The organism is Corynebacterium sp. 045007, assembly GCF_040743205.1.
Lineage (GTDB): Bacteria > Actinomycetota > Actinomycetes > Mycobacteriales > Mycobacteriaceae > Corynebacterium > Corynebacterium jeikeium_D.
The window spans coordinates 19891-39260 of the sequence record NZ_JBFLKW010000016.1 but is presented as its reverse complement, the minus strand read 5'-3'; the positions used below and the strand labels follow the sequence as shown (position 1 = coordinate 39260).

Below are 19370 nucleotides of genomic sequence, written 5' to 3'. Positions count from 1 at the left end.
GCCGTATAACCAGCAACTCCATACATTTCTTACGCTAACGACTAGGGACTGACAATGAACTCAACCCGCACAATCCGTGTTGAAGGCCCATCGCCGTACACGGTGACCATGGGGCATGGACTCACCGAGCAGATTGCGGAGGCCGCTACCTTTGCTTCCCAGGTTGCGGTAATTCACCAGGGGAGCGTTCAAGAGCTGAGCTTCGGCGTCATCAAGGCTCTGGCGGACAAAGGAGTCGACTCCTTCAGCATCCAGGTTCCGGATGCGGAGGAGGGCAAGACGCTCGCAGTTGCTGAAACAGTTTGGGACACTTTTGGTGAACGCGGTCTGGGCCGGCGTGACGCGGTAATCGCGATTGGCGGCGGTGCAGCTACAGACTTCGGTGGATTCGTCGCCGCCGCGTGGATGCGTGGAGTGAAGGTTATCCAGGTCCCGACGACGCTGCTCGGCATGGTCGACGCAGCTGTCGGCGGTAAGACCGGTATCAACACTGCAGCCGGCAAGAACCTGGTCGGCGCTTTCCACGAGCCTGCCGCGGTGTTCTGTGACCTTGATGTCCTGCGCACCTTGCCGAAGGCCGAGCTGATCGCGGGCTCGGCAGAGATTATCAAGGCTGGATTTATCGCGGACACGAAGATTCTCGATCTTTACGAGGCAAACCCGCAGGCCTGCCTCGATGTTGACGGTGACCTGCCAGAACTGGTCGAGCGCGCGATTGCTGTCAAGGCACGCGTTGTCGCTGAGGATCTGAAGGAATCTGGCCTCCGTGAGATCCTGAACTATGGCCACACTTTCGGTCATGCCGTTGAGCACTTTGAAAACTACCGCTGGCGCCATGGCCATGCCGTAGCTGTAGGCATGGTTTATGTTGCCGAGCTGGCCAAGATCACCGGACATATTGATCAGGAACTCGTCGACCGCCACCGTCGCATCCTAGAGTCCATTGGTCTGCCAACGACCTACCAGACAGGTCGTTTTACCGAGCTCTACGATGCGATGACCAGGGATAAGAAGAACCGCGACGGTGCGATCCGATTCGTTATTCTAGAAAACCCCGGTGAAACAGCCCGTCTTGAAGGCCCGGGAATGGATGACCTCGAGCGTGCATACGAACTGCTCTGCAACAATGGGCACGCCGCATCGGAGGAGTCAGCCCGCTCATGACCTCTCTTCGCGCAGCAACTGATGCCACAACGGCGATTCCGACCGTGCTTGTTCTGAACGGCCCGAACCTCGATCGTCTGGGCAAGCGTCAGCCAGAAATTTACGGTGCCACTACTTTGGCTGATGTCGAATCTGAACTTCGTACCCTAGCCAAGGAGCTTGGCGTCGTAGTGGATTGCCGCCAATCCAACTATGAAGGTCAACTCATCGAGTGGGTTCACGAAGCTGCCGACTACGGTTGGCCAGTCATTATCAATCCAGGGGGGTTGACACACACCTCCGTCGCCCTACGTGACGCGCTTGCCGAAATTGCCGACGGCGCGGGCTTCCACGAGGTCCATATTTCAAACATTCACGCCCGGGAGGAGTTTCGGCACCACTCGTACCTGTCGGCGCTTGCCGCGGGCGTTATCGTCGGATGCGGAACTGATGGGTATTCCATGGCACTGAGAAGGGTGAGTACGAAACTATGACAGATATCTCCACGAACTACGCCGCCCGCAGAGCCGCTCTTATCGACGCATTGTCCGACAACGACTGCGACGGTTTCCTCACAGTCGATCCGACGCATGTTGGTTGGCTTACAGGTTTCCACGGCTCGAATGCTGGTTTGATTGTTGCGGCCAGTGGGGAAGCGCTGCTTTCCACCGACGGCCGCTATACGGTTCAGGCTGGCAAACAGGCACCGGACGTGGAGTTACTCACCGCCCGCAACACCGGCGTGGCACTCGTCGGTCAATGCCGAAAGCTGGATATCTCGCGTCTTGGTGTTGAATCTGAGTTCCTCACTATGGCCGCTTATCAAGAGCTAGAGGATGCCCGGCCACAGGCACTCGAGCTGGTATCGACTACGGGCGTCGTCTCTAAACTGCGGGAGGTCAAGTCCGATACAGAACTCGTCGCTCTGCGCCAGGTCGCCGACATCGCGGTCCGCGCATTCGAGGACTTGCTTCACGACGGCATCGTGGTCGCCGGCCGCACGGAGCGCGAAGTCGCCGCAGAGTTGGAGTACCGCATGCGCATGCATGGCGCCGATCGGCCAAGCTTCGACACGATTGTCGCGAGCGGCCCGAATTCCGCCAAGCCACACCACGGAGCGGAAGATCGCGTAATCGAGGCAGGTGACCTGGTCACTATTGACTTTGGCGCCTTTGCCGGGGGCTACAACTCAGATATGACACGTACCCTCTTTGCCGGTGAGGCGGGAACGTCGTCAAGCGAAAACGGTCCGAACAATACGTCGTCAGATTTGGACGGCGCGATTGTTGCCGGGGTGGAGTTCGCAGGCGAGAAGGCCCGAGAGATTTACAATGTCGTGCTGGAAGCCCAGCTGGCTGGCGTAAAAGCGGCCGTGCCAGGGGCTGATGTTGTGGCTGTAGACGCAGCATGCCGGGACATTATTGAAAAGGCTGGTTATGGGGAGCACTTCGTTCATTCCACCGGCCACGGAATCGGTATTGAGGTGCATGAGGCTCCATTTGCTGCTCGCACCGGCAAGGGGAAGTTGGCAGCTGGCATGACGTTGACCATCGAGCCTGGTATTTATGTGCCGGGGTTCGGCGGTGTGCGCATCGAAGATACGTTGATTATCACCGACACCGAGCCGGAAATTATTACGCAGCTGCCAAAACCGCGAGCCTAACATCACGGCGTTTTATTTTTCTCTCGATGAGATACGGAGTATCGTGGTTTCGTCAGAGAGCTTTTTAACAATTTCAGGAGAGTTTAGTTGGCTACCACCGCAGATTTTAAAAACGGTCTAGTTATCAAGCACGACAATAAGCTTCAGCAGATCGTGGAGTTCCAGCACGTCAAGCCAGGTAAGGGTCCGGCATTCGTCCGCACCAAGCTGAAGGACGTTCTGACCGGCAAGGTTGTTGACAAGACTTTCAACGCTGGCGTCAAGATTGAGACTGCTACCGTCGACCGCCGCGACATGACGTACCTGTACCACGACGGTGAAGGATACGTCTTCATGGATGACAAGACCTACGACCAGATTTCCATCCTGGACGCTCAGATGCCGGAGGGTGCTAAGTTCCTGCTTCCGGAAACCACCTGCCAGGTGTCCTTCCATGAGGGCAACGTTCTTTTCGCTGAAATGCCTGTTTCGGTTGAACTGAAGGTTGAGCAGACCGACCCGGGTCTGCAGGGCGACCGCTCCACCGGTGGCACCAAGCCGGCAACTTTGGAGACTGGCGCTGAGATTCAGGTGCCGCTGTTCATCGAAACCGGCGACGTACTGAAGGTCGACACCCGTGACGGCTCCTACCTGTCCCGCGTCAACCACTAATTCCCTCATCTAGTTCACCCTTTTGTTGAGAGCGATACATACACATCCATGACTGAAAAGGATCACAAGTCCGTCGAGACCCCGGATGCGCAGGAGTCCGCGAAAGTTCGCGAACCTAACTACAAGCGCCACGGCGCGCGCTACCGTGCGCGCCGTCGTGCGGTAGATCTGCTATTTGAGGCCGAGCAGCGAGGCGTCGACGTCGTCAAGCTTCTTGAAGAGCGGCTGGAAATGGTCCGTAATCCCGATCTGGATGTGAATCCAATTGCGGAGTACACCGAGCAGATCGTGCGCGGTGTAGCTGCGGAAATTATCGGTATCGACTCGACGATTTCTTCGTACCTGACGGAGGAGTGGCCGCTGCGTCGCCTACCGGCAGTCGACCGTGCTATTTTGCGTCTTTCCACCTGGGAGCTGTTCTACAACTCCGACGTGCCTCCGCGTGTGGCCGTGGTGGAAGGCGTTGAGCTGGCATCGGAATACTCCACTGATGTGGCGGCACCGTACATCAACGCAGTTCTCGATGCCGAGGCCAAGATTGCCGACCAGGCACGCCTGGCAGCAGCAGCTGTTAGCACTTCGGTGGGCGAGTCCCAGTTCGACGAGGCTATTCAGGCACAGGCTGCTGCAAATGAGGAAGCTGACAAGGCACTGGCTGACTCCGATGAGATGGCTAAGATTACCGGCCTGGACATGAGCGATATTGCCAAGCTGGTGGCTGAAGACGTGGCTAAGAGCGAGAACGGGTCCTAGCCAATCAAAGCGGCCGGGCTCACTGCGAGCCGATCGCAGTCGGTTCTCGCGGATTGTCTGAAACTCCAAGTCCCTTTTTTGGGTGCTTGGAGTTTTGTTGCATTTAGAGGCAATTTAAGTGTGAGTGCTATTCTGGTCAGCGGAAGTTTGCACCGCGCCCGTAGTTGCGGGTCACGCAAACTGATAATCAAATATCCACAATCAAGACATCCTTTAACGGACCGCACTGAGAGGCGGGGAAGGAGGTCACGATGAGCGAAGGAACGCCGCAAACAACCGAGCTGCTCAATGCAGACGAAGTTGCACGTACCATCGCGCGCATCGCGCACCAAATTATTGAAAAAACTGCGCTGGATAGCCCAAATGCTGGGCGCGTAGTTCTCCTCGGTATTCCGTCTGGTGGCGTACCGCTGGCGGAGAAGCTAGCCGATTTGATTGAACAGTTCTCCGGCATTCGCCCGGAAACTGGATCGCTCGATATCACCCTGTACAGGGATGACTTGCGCAAGGGCCCGCACCGCGCCCTGCAGCCCACGAACATTCCAAACTCCGGAATCGACGGCACCACCGTTGTTCTCGTAGACGATGTCCTCTTCTCAGGTCGCACAATTCGTGCCGCACTCGACGCTATTGCTGACATGGGTCGCCCGCGAGTAATTCAGCTTGCAGTGCTGGTTGATCGTGGTCATCGTCAACTACCAATTCGCGCCGATTACGTCGGTAAGAATCTGCCAACTTCCCGCGACGAAGACGTCGATGTGCTGGTAGAGGCACTTGACGGCCGTGACGCGGTTATTCTCACCCGGGCGGAGGAACAGTGAAACACCTGATTAGCATTGCGGATTTGACCAAGGATGAAATTGTCGGCCTGATGGATGAGGCCGATCGTTTCAAGGAGGTCATCCGCGGTCGGGAAATTAAGAAGCTGCCGACCCTGCGCGGCCGCACTATTTACAACCTCTTTTACGAGAATTCCACGCGTACCCGCTCTTCTTTTGAGACTGCGGGTAAGTGGATGAGCGCCGATGTTATTAATATCTCGGCTTCCTCTTCCTCTGTGAAGAAAGGCGAAAGTCTGAAAGACACCGCGCTGACTTTGGATGCTATCGGCGGCGATGCCATCGTCGTTAGGCACCCATCGTCGGGCGCGGCACAGCTGATCGCCAAGTGGACTGAGGAATTTGGCAACGGTCCATCGATCATCAACGCGGGTGACGGAAAGCACCAGCACCCGACGCAGGCTCTCCTGGACGCGGTGACGTTGCGTCAGCGCCTCGGTGGAATTGAGGGGCGCAAGGTCGTCATCGTTGGCGATATTTTGCACTCTCGCGTCGCTCGCTCTAACGCCGATCTGCTAAGCAAGCTCGGCGCCGAGGTCGTCTTCGTCGCGCCACCGACGTTGCTGCCGTTTGGCATCGAGACCTGGCCGGTGCGTGTTGCCTACCGCATGGAAGACGAGATCCGCGATGCTGATGCCGTGATGATGCTCCGCGTTCAGCAGGAGCGCATGAACGGAGGCTTCTTCCCATCCCATCGCGAATACGCCACTCGCTACGGGCTGTCGAAGGCTCGCGAGAAGATGCTTCGCGACGACTGCATTGTGATGCACCCAGGCCCGATGCTTCGTGGCATGGAAATTAACGATGCCGTCGCTGATCTGCCGCGCACTGCCGTGCTGCAGCAGGTAGCCAACGGTGTCCACGTCCGTATGGCAGTTCTTTTCACACTGCTGACCTCAGGTGTTTCCGCCAACTTGGAAGGGCAGGCATAAATGTCGAATCGCAATGAGTATGACGAAGCCTCGTACCCCGAGGTAGGACCATTGGCAGCACCCGCACGGGGACAGCTGCTGCTGAAGGGTGTGCGTCCCTACGGTGAAGGCGAAGACGTCGACGTCTTGATCGAAGATGGCGTTATCGCTGAGATTGGGGAAAATCTCACGGCCGAGGACGGGGTAGAGGTCCTGGAGTTCGACTCCCTCGTTCTCTTGCCAGGCCTGGTTGACATCCATGTGCACCTGCGCGAGCCGGGCCGTGAAGATACGGAAACCCTGGCCACTGGTTCCGCCGCCGCAGCACGCGGTGGTTTCACCGCAGTGTTCACTATGGCCAATACCGCGCCGGTAACCGATGACCCCTCGATTGCTGAGTCGGTGTGGCTCAAGGGCCAGGCGCTGAACCTCTGCGACGTTCACCCGGTCGGATCCATTACTAAGGGGCTGAAGGGCGAGACGCTGACTGAGTTCGGCATGATGGCAGACTCGCAGGCGAAGGTACGCATGTTCTCCGATGACGGTAAGTGCGTTGATAATCCGCTGATTATGCGCCGCGCGATTGAATACGCCCGCGGCGAAGACGTATTGCTTGCGCAGCACTGCGAAGATCCGCGTCTGACCGCAGATGCATCGGCTCACGAAGGTCCGACCGCCGCACGACTCGGCCTGACCGGGTGGCCGCGCGTAGCTGAGGAGTCCATCGTGGCCCGAGATGCCATTATGGCTCGCGACTACGGCGGACGCATGCACATCTGCCACGCTTCCACCGAAGGCACGGTTGAGCTGGTCAAGTGGGCAAAGGAGCATGATATTCCGCTGACCGCCGAGGTTACCCCGCATCACCTGATTCTCACCGATGAGAAGTTGGAGACCTACGACGGCGTCTACCGCGTCAATCCGCCGCTGCGCGAGCAGCGCGACACCCTGGCTCTGCGTCAGGCTCTGATTGACGGGATCATTGACTGTGTCGCTACCGACCACGCTCCGCACGGCTCTGAAGAAAAGTGCTGCGAGTTCGAGCACGCTAAGCCCGGCATGCTTGGTCTGGAGACCTCGATGCCAATCATCGCCGAAGAGTTCGTTTTGAAGGGCGATTGTGATTGGCGCTGGCTGGCCAAGGTCATGAGTGAGCGTCCCGCTCAAATCGTGAAGCTACCGGGGCACGGCCGTCCGATTGCTGTCGGTGAGCCTGCCAACCTGACCGTTGTTGACCCGGGCAAAAAGTGGACGGTCCGCGGTGAAGACCTGGCGTCGAAGTCTGAGAACACTCCATATGAGGAAATGGAGATGGCCGTGTCCGTGGCAGCTACCGTGCTGCGCGGTAAGGTGACCGCTCTTAACGGAGAGGTCGCTGGATAATATTCATGTCAACGCATAAACATTCACATGCGTCCCGTATGATTAATGTAAATTCCTCGCACGCTACCCAACTGAAAGGCAATAACGTGAGCAACGAGTCGCAGGCCGCGGCCGCTACAGCGGCAGTCCTGGTATTGGCAGATGGCCGAGTGTTCCGCGGACGCGGTTTCGGCGCCACCGGTACAACCCTGGGTGAGGCAGTTTTTACCACCGCTATGACGGGCTACCAGGAAACCCTGACGGACCCGTCCTACCACCGCCAGCTGATTGTGGCTACCGCACCACAGATCGGCAACACCGGTTGGAACGATGAGGACTACGAGTCCCGCGGAAACAAGATTTGGGCAGCTGGCTTTATTATCCGCGATTTGTCGCGCATTCCCTCCAACTGGCGCTCGGAGCGCAGCTTGGAAGATGAACTGAAGGCACAGGGCATCATCGGTATCCGCCAGATTGATACCCGCGCGCTGGTTCGCCATTTGCGCGACAATGGCTCGATTGCCGCTGGTATTTTCTCCGGTGAGGACGCACAGCAGCCCGTCGATAAGCTGGTGGAAATCGTTCGCGCTCAGCCTGCGATGAAGGGCGCGGATCTGGCTCGCGAGGTCAGCACCGATGAGGCCTATGTCGTGGAACCACAGGGGGAGAAGAAGGCACGTGTTGTGGCCTACGACCTGGGCATCAAGTCCAACACCCCGCGTGAGCTGGCTAAGCGTGGCCTGGAAGTCGTAGTTGTTCCGGCTAACACTCCGTACGAAGATATTAAGAAGGAATACCAGCCGGACGGTGTCTTCTTGTCCAACGGCCCGGGTGACCCGGCAACTGCTGATGAGATGGTTGCGGTCGCCAAGGCTGCCCTCGATGACGGCATGCCGCTATTCGGTATCTGCTTCGGTAACCAGATTCTTGGCCGCGCACTCGGCCTCAATACCTACAAGCTGGTCTTCGGTCACCGCGGCGTCAATGTTCCGGTGAAGGACCACCGCACTGGCCGTATTTTTATCACCGCTCAGAACCACGGCTTCGCACTTGAAGGCAAGGCCGGCGAGAGTTTCGATACCCCGTGGGGCGAGGCAGAGGTTACGCACACCTGCCTTAACGACGACGTCGTGGAAGGTGTCGCACTGAAGAACGGCATGGCCTTTTCTGTGCAGTACCACCCGGAGTCCGCAGCCGGCCCGCACGATGCGCACTCTCTCTTTGATGACTTCCTGGCGCTGATCCAGAAGGTCGATTTCAACAAGTCCGCAACCGGAAACTCGAACAAGTAGGAAAGGGCTAAGGGACCTAACACCATGCCACGTCGTACAGACATCAACCACGTACTGGTTATCGGCTCCGGCCCGATTGTTATCGGTCAGGCCTGCGAGTTCGACTACTCCGGCACCCAGGCTTGCCGCGTGCTGCGCGAAGAGGGCCTGAGAGTCACGCTGGTCAACTCCAACCCGGCAACGATTATGACTGACCCGGAGTTCGCAGACTCCACCTATATCGAGCCGATTGAAACCAAGTACATCGAAAAGATCCTGGCCAAGGAAGCTGCAGAGGGCAACCCGATTGACGCTGTCCTGGCAACTCTCGGTGGCCAGACTGCACTGAACGCAGCTATTCAGCTGGACCGCGAGGGCATTCTGGAGAAGTACAATGTCGAGCTGATTGGTGCTGATATTCCGGCCATTCAGCGCGGTGAGGATCGCCAGATGTTCAAGGACATCGTCGCCAAGATTGGTGGCGAATCCGCTCGTTCCCGCGTCTGCCACAACATGGAAGAAGTCCATGAGACTGTTGCAGAGCTCGGTCTTCCGGTCGTTGTGCGCCCGTCGTTCACCATGGGCGGTCTGGGTTCCGGTCTGGCCTTCAACCAGGAAGACCTCGACCGTATTGCAGGTGGCGGCCTGGCCGCATCGCCCGAGGCCAATGTTCTGATCGAGGAGTCCATCCTCGGCTGGAAGGAATTTGAGCTCGAGCTCATGCGCGATGGCGACGACAACGTTGTCGTGGTCTGCTCCATTGAAAACGTTGATGCCCTCGGTGTCCACACTGGTGACTCGGTGACTGTCGCTCCGTCGATGACTCTGACCGACCGCGAGTTCCAGACCATGCGTGACCAGGGCATCGCAATTCTGCGTGAGGTCGGCGTTGACACCGGTGGCTGTAACATCCAGTTCGCCATCAACCCGAATGACGGCCGCATCATCACCATTGAGATGAACCCGCGCGTCTCCCGCTCGTCGGCGCTTGCTTCCAAGGCAACTGGTTTCCCGATTGCAAAGATTGCTGCCAAGCTGGCTATCGGCTACACCCTTGATGAGATCACCAACGACATCACCGGTGAAACCCCGGCAGCGTTTGAGCCGGTGCAGGATTACGTGATTGTCAAGGCTCCACGCTTTGCTTTCGAGAAGTTCCCAGGTGCTGACGATACGCTGACCACCACCATGAAGTCCGTCGGTGAGGCCATGGCTATCGGCCGTAACTACATCGGCGCGCTCGGTAAGGTCATGCGTTCGCTGGAGAACAAGCCAGCTGGTTTCTGGACTGTTCCGGATGAGGACTTTGCAGGTGAGCGCGCAAACGATGTCAACGCTGTCCTTGAGGACCTGAAGCGTCCGACTGAAGGTCGCATCTACGACGTTGAGCTGGCTCAGCGTCTGGGTGCTTCCATCGAGCAGATCCACGAAGCTTCCGGCCTGGATCCGTGGTTTATCGCCGAGATGGAAAACCTGCAGGATATCCGCAAGGAGCTTATCGACGCTCCGGTGCTGACCTCCGACCTGCTGCGTGAGGCTAAGTACTGGGGACTGTCCGACGCCCAGATTGCTGCGCTGCGTCCGGAATTGGCCGGGGAAGACGGCGTGCGCGAGCTGCGCTGGCGCCTGAACATCCACCCCGTATTCAAGACTGTCGATACCTGCTCCGCCGAGTTCGAAGCACAGACTCCGTACCACTACTCGGCATACGAGCTGGACCCGGCTGCTGAGTCCGAGGTCGCCCCGCAGACCGAAAAGGAAAAGGTCATCATCCTCGGTTCCGGTCCTAACCGCATCGGCCAGGGTATTGAGTTCGACTACTCCTGTGTCCACGCGGCGCTCGAGCTCTCCCGGGTTGGGTACGAGACCGTCATGGTCAACTGCAACCCGGAAACGGTTTCCACCGACTACGACACCGCAGATCGCCTCTACTTCGAGCCGTTGACTTTCGAGGATGTCCTCGAGGTCTACCACGCTGAGAGCCAGTCCGGAAAGGTCGCAGGCGTCATTGTTCAGCTCGGTGGCCAGACCCCGCTGGGCCTGGCGGAGCGTCTGCAGGCCGCAGGTGTTCCGATTGTCGGCACTAGCCCAGAGGCAATCGACCTGGCTGAGGACCGCGGTGAGTTCGGCAAGGTGCTGGCTGAGGCCAAGCTGCCGGCGCCGGAGTTCGGTACCGCCACCTCCTTCGCAGAAGCTCGCCAGGTTGCCGCTGGTATCGGTTACCCGGTGCTGGTCCGTCCGTCCTACGTCCTCGGCGGCCGTGGCATGGAAATCGTCTACGATGAGGCCACTCTGGAGGACTACATCAACCGCGCTACCGAGCTGTCCAATGAGCACCCGGTACTGGTTGACCGCTTCCTGGACAGCGCCATCGAGATTGATGTTGATGCACTGTGTGATGGGGAGGAGGTCTACCTCGGCGGCGTTATGGAGCACATCGAGGAAGCCGGTATTCACTCCGGTGACTCCGCGTGTGCCCTGCCTCCGATGACTCTGTCTGCAGGCATCATCGACAAGGTGCGTGAATCCACCAAGGCACTGGCACACGGCATCGGTGTCAAGGGCCTGATGAACGTTCAGTACGCACTCAAGGACGAGACGCTCTACGTCATCGAGGCCAACCCGCGTGCATCTCGTACCGTACCGTTCGTCTCCAAGGCAACCTCGGTTCCGCTGGCTAAGGCCGCGTCCCGCGTCATGATGGGCGATACTATCGCGGAACTGCGCGAAGAGGGCATGATTCCGTCCAACTTCGACGGCGGCTCTCTGCCTGCTGACGCTCCGATCGCGGTTAAGGAAGCGGTCCTGCCGTTCAACCGCTTCCGCGACTTCGAGGGCCGCGCTCTCGACAGTCTGCTGAGCCCGGAGATGAAGTCCACCGGTGAAGTCATGGGCTTGGCCGACAACTTTGGTGCCGCTTTCGCCAAGGGCGAGCTGGCCGGTTTCGGTGAGCTGCCGACCGAGGGCACGATCTTCGTTTCGCTGGCCAACCGCGATAAGCGCACTCTGGTCTTCCCGATTCTCACGCTGGCGGATATGGGCTTCCGCATCCTGGCAACGGAGGGTACGGCCGGTATGCTGCGCCGCAACGGTGTTGAGTGTGAGGTCGTCGCAAAGCGTACGACTGATTCCGATGCGCCGACGGACGAGCGCGACATCGTCGACATGATTCGCGACGGTGAGGTTGACATCATTATCAACACCCCGTCCGGTTCTGCTGGCGCACGCTCTGACGGATATGAGATTCGCGCTGCTGCTGTGAGCCAGGGCGTAACTTGTGTGACCACCGCTCAGGGTGCCGTCGCCGCACTGCAGGGCATTCTGGCACTGCGCAACGGTGAGATGAGCGTTAAGGCTCTGCAGGAACTCCACCCGGCAGAGTTGGCTGCTCAGGAGCAGGCCTAACATGACCGCGAAAGCTGAAGGTTCCGCAGTGCGGACAGTCAAAGGTTTCGGCGATCGCCTCAGCGAGGTTGTCGCCGAGCGCGGTCGGCTCTGCGTGGGCATCGACCCGCACCCGGGGCTGCTGGATGCCTGGCAGTTACCGCATTCGGCTGACGGTCTAGAGCGCTTTGCCGCCACATGCGTCGAGGCGTTCGGTGACATCGTTGCCGTCGTCAAGCCCCAGGTGGCGTTCTTCGAAGCCTACGGCTCCAAGGGCTTTGCCGTCCTGGAGCGGACGTTGGCGGATCTGAAGGACGCCGGTGCGCTGTCGATTGCAGATGCCAAGCGTGGCGATATCGGTTCGACGATGGCTGCATACGCTGATGCCTGGCTGTCGGATAGCTCGCCGCTAGCCGCCGACGCACTGACGGTATCTCCGTACCTTGGGTTCGGTGCTCTTGATCCGGCGGTTTCGTTGGCGTTGGAGAACGGACGCGGCCTGTTCGTGCTGGCCGCAACGTCCAATCCGGAAGGTGCGTCCGTACAGAAGGCGACGGTTTCGGGTGAGAGTTTGGCTCAGACCATGGTCAACCAGGCAGCCGCTATTAATGCCCGCCAGATTGACGCTGGTGCAAAGGCGGGCAGCATCGGCGTTGTTGTTGGCGCAACGCTTGACGACGCCCCGGTGCTCAGTGACCTGCGCGGTCCCATTCTCATGCCCGGTGTGGGAGCTCAGGGTGGAACCCCGGCCGATGTAGATCGTCTGGCAGGGGAATCCAAGGGGCTTGCACTGCCAAATATTTCGCGTGCAATTCTCTCCGCTGGGCCTGATCCTGCTGCGCTGCGGCGCGCAACTATTGAAGCTGCGGCTCCGTTCCTATCCGAGAGGTAGCAGCGAATCGACGATTTGGAAGAAGCCCGCAGGGCGCACCTCATAGAACAGGTGCCCCTGCGGGCTTCTTCCGTACCTAGCTGCCGAGATTTTCCTAATGAGCCTCAGGTGGCGGCGGAGTAGGTATAGGCAAGTTACTGTGACGATTCCTGGGAGATTTCGTACAAAAACCGTGGTCAATTTCCATTCTCCTGGGCAAACGGTGCTACAATCGCCGGAGTTGGTTGACCACGACCGAAAGGTAGGGCGGATAAAGCCCTGGTGTCATTTTTATCGACACCCCGTCAGCATTTGCCTCAACAACCGGTAAGTGCGGTACGGTCTCCAATCGTTAAGCACGGTGTCGTTGCCTGCCCTTGGTGGACGCGAGGCTCGTGCAAGTAAATAAGAAGCTAACCAATCTATTTTTACGGAGGAACACGTGGCCCTTCCGCAGTTGACCCCGGAGCAGCGTGCAGCAGCACTCGAGAAGGCAGCTCAGGCCCGCAAGGTACGCGCAGAGCTCAAGGACAAGCTGAAGCGTGGCGCTATCGACCTGCCAGAGGTTCTCAAGCAGGCTGACGAGAACGAGATCATCGGCAAGATGAAGGTCTCCGCTCTGCTCGAGGCTCTGCCGAAGGTCGGCAAGGTCAAGGCACAGGACATCATGAATGACCTGGAGATTGCTCAGACCCGCCGCCTGCGTGGCCTGGGTGACCGTCAGCGTCGCGCTCTGCTGGAGCGCTTCGGCTACGCAGTGGAGGACTAGTCGCAGTGGCCGGGAATGAAAACGGTCAGCTGGTAGTCCTCGCCGGCCCTGCCGGTGTGGGAAAATCCACTGTTGTCAGTCGGCTCCGTGCCGAGGTTCCCGGACTGTACTTCAGCGTTTCCATGACCACCCGCGCCGCACGGCCGGGTGAGGTCGATGGCCGCGACTATTTCTTCGTGACCCCGGAGAAGTTCCAACAGCATATTGATGCAGGAGAGATGCTCGAGTGGGCTGAAATCCACGGTGGTCTGCAGCGTTCTGGTACGCCGCGTGGCCCGGTGGATAAAGCTCTCGCCGAGGGACGTCCGGTACTCGTTGAGGTGGATCTGGCGGGAGCTCGCTCCATCCGTAAGGTAGCGCCGAATGCTCACCTGCTGTTCTTGGCTCCGCCAAGCTGGGAGATTCTCGTCAGCAGGCTCACTGGTCGTGGCACGGAAACCGAGGCGCAAGTCAAGCGTCGCCTGGAAACCGCGCGAGTGGAAATGGATGCTCAGCACGAATTCGATGAGGTTGTTGTCAACGACAATGTCGATGATGCTGTGGCGGCCATCGCTCGGGCGCTGACTACTGGCAAGTAACAGGGCGACTCCACATCATCGATAGTAGAAATCGTTTCCAAGCAATGGTGTTTCTATTGCTCCGACGGTTTCTATTGTCACCCCAGTAACTCACGTTCTATTGAGGAAAGATTTCTCGTGACCCAGGAAAATACCGCCACCGAGGCAGTGTTCGACCCGCCAATTGGTATTACCAATCCGCCGATCGATGAGCTGCTTGGTAAGGCTTCTTCGAAGTACGCTCTGGCTATCTTCGCTGCCAAGCGTGCACGCCAGATTAATGACTACTACCAGCAGATTGACGAAGGCATGCTGGAGTACGTTGGCCCGCTGGTTACTCCGGGGGTCGCTGAGAAGCCTCTGTCCATCGCTCTTCGTGAAATCAACGCTGGTCTGCTGGACCACACTGAGGGCTAGAGCATTTCCTTAAGGGGAGATATCTGTATGCATGCCGCCGGTAATACTGACGTATCCGAATGTTTAAAGGTTGTCGTCGGGGTTGCCGGCGGCATCGCTGCATATAAGGCCGCACACGTTGTTCGTGGCTTCAAGGAACTCGGTCACGATGTTCGCGTCGTTCCCACCGAGTCCGCATTGAATTTTGTAGGTGCGGCTACTTTCGAGGCGCTGTCGGGGAACCCGGTGTCGACTACGGTTTTTGACGCAGTCGATGAAGTTCAGCATGTCCGCGTGGGGCAGGAGGCCGACCTCGTCGTCGTGGTTCCCGCGACTGCCGACTTTATGGCGCGTGCCGCACACGGGCGTGCCGACGACCTTCTCACCGCAACTTTGCTTGTGGCGACCTGCCCGGTGGTTCTGGCTCCTGCCATGCACACTGAGATGTGGAACCATCCAGCTACGCGGGATAATGTCGCGATTCTTCGTCGCCATGGCACTATTGTCCTCGATCCGGCCCATGGCCGTTTGACTGGTAAGGACACCGGTCCAGGTCGTTTGCCAGAGCCAGAGCAGATAGTTTCACTGGCATTAGCGGCAGTCGAGAATCCGCGCCACTTCCGCCGCGACTTCGAGGGCGTGCGCTTCATGATTACTGCCGGTGGCACCCGTGAGGCTATCGACCCGGTACGTTTTATCGGCAATCACTCTTCCGGACGCCAAGGCTTCGCGCTGGCTGAGATGGCAGCACAGCGTGGCGCTCAGGTCACTGTGGTGGCAGGGCATACAGATCAGTTGCCGACACCGCTGGGCGCGAATGTTGTAAAGGTTGATTCCACTTTGGAGATGGCCGAGGCCGCCCACGAACACTCCAAGTTGGCCGATGTCTGCATTTTTGCCGCTGCCGTCGCCGACTTCCGTCCGGCATCGACCGCTGGGGCCAAGATGAAGAAGGGCGTCGCAGACGACGCTTTAAGCAACATCCAGCTCGTAGAAAACCCTGACATTCTGGCTACCACTGTGGAGCGTCGTAAAGCGGGCGAGATTCCGGCAACCACGACGATGGTGGGCTTTGCGGCTGAGACCGGCGACGAGACGACGACGCCGCTCGAGCTTGCGAAGCAGAAGATTGTGCGCAAGGGCTGCGATTTGCTTATGTGTAACGACGTCTCAGGTGGGCAAACTTTCGGTGCGACGGACAATGTCGGATGGTTGCTGTCTCTCGATGGAGAGCAGTGGGACGTGCCGCGAGGCTCAAAGTTCTCGGTAGCCGGTTCGATTTTGGATGCAGTCTCCGAGCTGCGACAGGAACCTCAGCCAGCGGAGTAGCCGGTGCCTACTACGGCGACTGAACCGCTTGGTCTATAATTATCGAATCAAACGAAAACCCACGCCGCAGCGTCACCGCAGGCGTGGGGAAATGATCTAGAAGAAAGTTGTACTGCTCGTGGCCTCTAATCTTCGGCTGTTTTCCAGTGAATCTGTTACCGAGGGGCACCCAGATAAGATTTGCGACTCGATTTCGGACTCCATCCTTGACGCTATGCTCGCGCAGGATTCTGCATCGATGGTCGCCGTTGAGACTGTGGTGACTACCGGTTTAGTCCATGTTGTTGGCGAGGTTCGCACGAAGAGCTACGTTGACATCCCTGGAATTGTACGGAGTCGACTGAAGGAGATCGGTTTCGATTCTTCTGAAAAGGGCTTTGACGGCAAGACCTGTGGCGTCTCCATTTCGATCGGTGAGCAATCTTCAGACATCCACGACGGTGTGCACACTTCTCTGGAAGCACGCAGCTCTGGTGGCGAAGTCGAAGCAGAAGATCTCAAGGGCGCTGGCGACCAGGGGCTGATGTTCGGCTACGCTACCAACGAAACTCCGGAGTACATGCCGCTACCGATTGCGCTGGCACACCGCCTGGCTCGCCGCTTGACGCAGGTACGCAAGGAAGGCATCGTCCCATCGCTTCGACCGGATGGTAAGACTCAGGTCACCTTCGCTTACGACGAAGACAATAACCCGGTGTACTTGGACACTGTTGTGGTGTCCACGCAGCACGACCCGGATGTGACCCAGGAGTGGATTACCGAGCAGATTAAGACTCACGTAGTCGATTGGGTGCTCGACGACGCTAACTTGCGCGAGCGCTTTGTTACCGAAGAATTGAAGCTGCTGGTCAACCCGTCTGGCCAATTTATTATCGGTGGGCCGATGGGCGATGCCGGCCTGACCGGCCGCAAGATTATCGTCGACACTTATGGCGGTATGGCTCGTCACGGTGGCGGCGCATTCTCGGGTAAGGACCCGTCAAAGGTGGACCGCTCCGGCGCTTATGCCACCCGTTGGGTTGCGAAGAATGCCGTGGCTGCGGGTCTGGCTGACCGCCTGGAGATTCAGGTCGCCTACGCTATCGGCCGCGCTCGCCCGGTAGGCCTTTACGTCGACTCTTTCGGCACCGGTCACGTTTCAGACGACGCCATCCGCGAGGCTATCAACAAGGTCTTCGACCTTCGTCCGGCCGCTATTATTCGTGACCTGGACTTGCTGCGCCCGATTTATGCGCAGACCTCCACCTACGGTCACTTCGGCCGAACTGACTTGGACCTGCCGTGGGAGCAACTCAACCGTGTTGAAGAGCTCCGCGCAGCCGCTGGCCTGGGATAAACACCACCCGCCAGCATGACCCTGGGGTGGGGAAGTAGAGTAAGACTCTATGACCGACGCCCCCTTCGCACCCGCCGCCGCAGCTGAGAAGCTGCCAGTCGCGCGGGTGCTTCCACTTTTGGGGCTGCCGCAGTTGGATCGCCCCTTCGATTACCTGGTTCCGCGCGCGCTAGCGGAGGAAGCGGTTGTCGGTTGCCGGGTGCGGATTCGATTCCACGGCCAATTGGTCAATGCGCTGGTGCTGGAGCGCTGTGCCACGCCCACTCACGACGGCAAACTGTCCTATCTCAAGGATGTCATCAGCACTGAGGTTGTCTATCCGCCACAGCTTCGACGGTTGGTGGATTCTCTGGCGGAGTATTACGGCGCAACACGCTCAAACATCATTCGCTCCGCCATCCCAACCCGTCATGCACGGGCCGAACGTGCTCGCAAGGAGAACATGCCCCCGACGTGGGAGGAATTGGGAAAGCTTGCCACCGAGGATCCGGATCTTTCCGCTTGGGGCAACTATGTCTTCGGCGAATCCTTTGTCGATTCCGTCCGCAAGGGCGCCCCGGCACGCGCAGCGTGGCAGCCAGTTCCAGGGGAACAGGTGGCAGCCATGCTCGCCGAGCTCAGCGTTTCGGTCGCCCGCGATGGTGGCGGTGTTCTCATCATTGTGCCGGACGCACGCATGCAGGCGCGCTTCGAGAGCGCTTTTCGCGAGCTCATTTCTGCCCGTCAGCTCACTCTTCTCGGGGCTGGTCTCGGGCCCGAGTCCCGCTATCGCCGGTACCTGGATATCCTGCACGGCCAGGGGCGCATAGTCGTCGGCACGCGTTCGGCAGCGTACGCCCCAGTGCAGAATCTGCGTTTAGCAGTGATTGTCGATGATGGCGATGACAACCTCGTAGACCCCCGCGCACCCTACGTCCACTCTCGCGAGGTGCTGGTCACGCGAAGTGCGCAGGAGGGATGCGCTCTTATTTTTGCATCGTATAGCCGTACAGCAGAGGTGCAGCTGCTGGTCTCCTCAGGTTGGGCGCACAATCTGGTTGCAGGCGCCGACGCCCTGGCTGAATCCATGCCGGAGATGATTGCCTCCACGGACACTTCCGAAGACCCGGATGACGTCAGTAGGGGACGCCTTCCTGCCATCGCTTTTCGACGGGCAAAAGCCGCGCTGCGCGAAGAGCTTCCGATTCTAGTCCAGGTACCCCGCAAGGGATATGTACCGACATTGTCGTGTCGTTCCTGTGGTGCTCCTGCGCGCTGTCGCTGGTGTAACGGTCCACTGGGAATTCCACCGTCCGATAACCCGGACGATCCGGCGCCGCCGACCTGTCGGTGGTGTGGCCGCATCGACATCCACCACCGTTGCCATAGCTGCGGTTCCACCAAGATTCGGCCAGTCGTGGTCGGCAGTGAACGTACGGCGGAAGAGTTTGGTCGTATTTTCAGTCCATTCCCAGTCGTCGCTTCCTCTGGCGAACGGATTGTTGACGACATTCCCGAAGGCCCGAGGGTCGTGGTGGCCACGCCGGGAGCCGAGCCTTATGCGCCGGAGGGCTACGGTGCAGTGATGCTGCTGGACACTTGGGCGATGCTCGGCCGGCAGGACTTGCGCGCTCATGAAGAGGCCTATGCGCATTGGTCTCGAGCTGTCACGCTTGCGCGACCGCGGGAGCGAGGAGGGGCAGTGGTTATCGATGCGGATGCTGCAGTCCCGACTGTGGCCGATCTTTTGGCATGGGACGCGGTAGGCGCTGCGAACAGGGAATTGGCCGACCGTACAGCCGCCGCTCTGCCTCCGGCCTTTCACGTGGCAGCGGTGGACGGGACTGAAGAGGGCCTGCGTAACTTCATGGAGTCCCTGGAGGTTCCATCGGGCGCGGAAATCCTGGGGCCGGTAGACCTTCCCCGCAACGCCAGACCACCAGCAGGCGTGGAACCGGGTACACCTATTCAGCGGATGTTGGTGCGCTGTGACCGTCGGCAAGCACGGGCGGTGGGAGCGGCGTTGAAGGCAGCACAGGTCGTTCGAGCGACCAGGAAGGACCCGACGCCGGTGCGCGTTGTCGTCGATCCGATTAATTTCGGCTAGCTGCTAAAATGAGCGCGTTATCGCTTGATTCACACCAGTTTTCTTGGAG

General features: G+C 58.9%; 17 protein-coding genes. All 17 read left to right on the top strand.

The annotated features are described in order from the left end of the window. Nucleotides 1–54: 54 nt before the first annotated feature. The 17 genes from aroB to AB1Z34_RS08630 all read left to right on the top strand — a co-directional run bounded on the left by aroB (nucleotide 55) and on the right by AB1Z34_RS08630 (nucleotide 19321). Nucleotides 55–1164, top strand: a complete 1110-nt coding sequence (gene aroB / locus AB1Z34_RS08710) for a 3-dehydroquinate synthase (RefSeq protein WP_048731847.1) — start codon at nucleotides 55–57, stop codon at nucleotides 1162–1164. Further along, nucleotides 1161–1637: a type II 3-dehydroquinate dehydratase gene (gene aroQ, locus AB1Z34_RS08705; protein ID WP_016422704.1), complete on the top strand. Its 477-nt coding sequence runs from the start codon at nucleotides 1161–1163 to the stop codon at nucleotides 1635–1637. The genes aroB and aroQ overlap by 4 nt, the downstream gene beginning before the upstream one ends. After that, nucleotides 1634–2806, top strand: a complete 1173-nt coding sequence (locus tag AB1Z34_RS08700; RefSeq protein ID WP_076771764.1) for a Xaa-Pro peptidase family protein — start codon at nucleotides 1634–1636, stop codon at nucleotides 2804–2806. Before aroQ ends, AB1Z34_RS08700 begins: the two co-directional genes overlap by 4 nt. An 87-nt stretch (nucleotides 2807–2893) precedes the next feature. Beyond that, entirely contained in the window at nucleotides 2894–3457 is a 564-nt protein-coding gene (gene efp / locus AB1Z34_RS08695) for an elongation factor P (protein WP_016422706.1), read from the top strand. Nucleotides 3458–3505: 48 nt separating this feature from the next. Beyond that, a complete protein-coding gene (gene nusB / locus AB1Z34_RS08690) occupies nucleotides 3506–4210 on the top strand; it encodes a transcription antitermination factor NusB (protein ID WP_016422707.1) in 705 nt (234 codons plus the stop codon). A 251-nt stretch (nucleotides 4211–4461) separates the two neighbouring features. After that, on the top strand, nucleotides 4462–5031 hold the full coding sequence (gene pyrR / locus AB1Z34_RS08685) for a bifunctional pyr operon transcriptional regulator/uracil phosphoribosyltransferase PyrR (RefSeq protein WP_049193730.1): 570 nt from the start codon (nucleotides 4462–4464) through the stop codon (nucleotides 5029–5031). Then, nucleotides 5028–5981, top strand: a complete 954-nt coding sequence (locus AB1Z34_RS08680) for an aspartate carbamoyltransferase catalytic subunit (protein ID WP_016422709.1) — start codon at nucleotides 5028–5030, stop codon at nucleotides 5979–5981. The genes pyrR and AB1Z34_RS08680 overlap by 4 nt, the downstream gene beginning before the upstream one ends. After that, nucleotides 5982–7343 carry a dihydroorotase gene (locus AB1Z34_RS08675; protein WP_016422710.1) on the top strand — a complete coding sequence of 454 codons (1362 nt, stop codon included), beginning with the start codon at nucleotides 5982–5984 and terminating at the stop codon, nucleotides 7341–7343. Nucleotides 7344–7429: 86 nt separating this feature from the next. Next, nucleotides 7430–8614: a glutamine-hydrolyzing carbamoyl-phosphate synthase small subunit gene (gene carA, locus AB1Z34_RS08670; protein ID WP_042389304.1), complete on the top strand. Its 1185-nt coding sequence runs from the start codon at nucleotides 7430–7432 to the stop codon at nucleotides 8612–8614. Nucleotides 8615–8638: 24 nt separating this feature from the next. After that, complete coding sequence (gene carB / locus AB1Z34_RS08665) at nucleotides 8639–11998, top strand: carbamoyl-phosphate synthase large subunit (protein ID WP_076771762.1); 3360 nt, start codon at nucleotides 8639–8641, stop codon at nucleotides 11996–11998. 1 nt (nucleotide 11999) lies between these two features. After that, nucleotides 12000–12869 (top strand): orotidine-5'-phosphate decarboxylase, encoded by an 870-nt coding sequence (pyrF, locus tag AB1Z34_RS08660; protein WP_048731858.1) that lies wholly within the window; start codon nucleotides 12000–12002, stop codon nucleotides 12867–12869. A 421-nt stretch (nucleotides 12870–13290) separates the two neighbouring features. Then, the gene (gene mihF / locus AB1Z34_RS08655) at nucleotides 13291–13617 is read left to right on the top strand and encodes an integration host factor, actinobacterial type (RefSeq protein WP_016422714.1); all 327 of its coding nucleotides are present in this window, start codon (nucleotides 13291–13293) and stop codon (nucleotides 13615–13617) included. A gap of 5 nt (nucleotides 13618–13622) precedes the next feature. Continuing rightward, nucleotides 13623–14195: a guanylate kinase gene (gmk, locus tag AB1Z34_RS08650; protein WP_016422715.1), complete on the top strand. Its 573-nt coding sequence runs from the start codon at nucleotides 13623–13625 to the stop codon at nucleotides 14193–14195. 117 nt (nucleotides 14196–14312) lie between these two features. Further along, nucleotides 14313–14591, top strand: coding sequence for a DNA-directed RNA polymerase subunit omega (gene rpoZ / locus AB1Z34_RS08645; RefSeq protein WP_005510796.1), 279 nt, complete (start codon nucleotides 14313–14315; stop codon nucleotides 14589–14591). Nucleotides 14592–14618: 27 nt separating this feature from the next. Then, on the top strand, nucleotides 14619–15899 hold the full coding sequence (gene coaBC, locus AB1Z34_RS08640) for a bifunctional phosphopantothenoylcysteine decarboxylase/phosphopantothenate--cysteine ligase CoaBC (protein WP_101687874.1): 1281 nt from the start codon (nucleotides 14619–14621) through the stop codon (nucleotides 15897–15899). Between the two features lie 118 nt (nucleotides 15900–16017). Next, the gene (gene metK / locus AB1Z34_RS08635; protein WP_258225237.1) at nucleotides 16018–17235 is read left to right on the top strand and encodes a methionine adenosyltransferase; all 1218 of its coding nucleotides are present in this window, start codon (nucleotides 16018–16020) and stop codon (nucleotides 17233–17235) included. A 49-nt stretch (nucleotides 17236–17284) separates the two neighbouring features. Beyond that, nucleotides 17285–19321 carry a primosomal protein N' gene (locus AB1Z34_RS08630; RefSeq protein WP_367158221.1) on the top strand — a complete coding sequence of 679 codons (2037 nt, stop codon included), beginning with the start codon at nucleotides 17285–17287 and terminating at the stop codon, nucleotides 19319–19321. The last annotated feature ends 49 nt before the right edge of the window (nucleotides 19322–19370 follow it).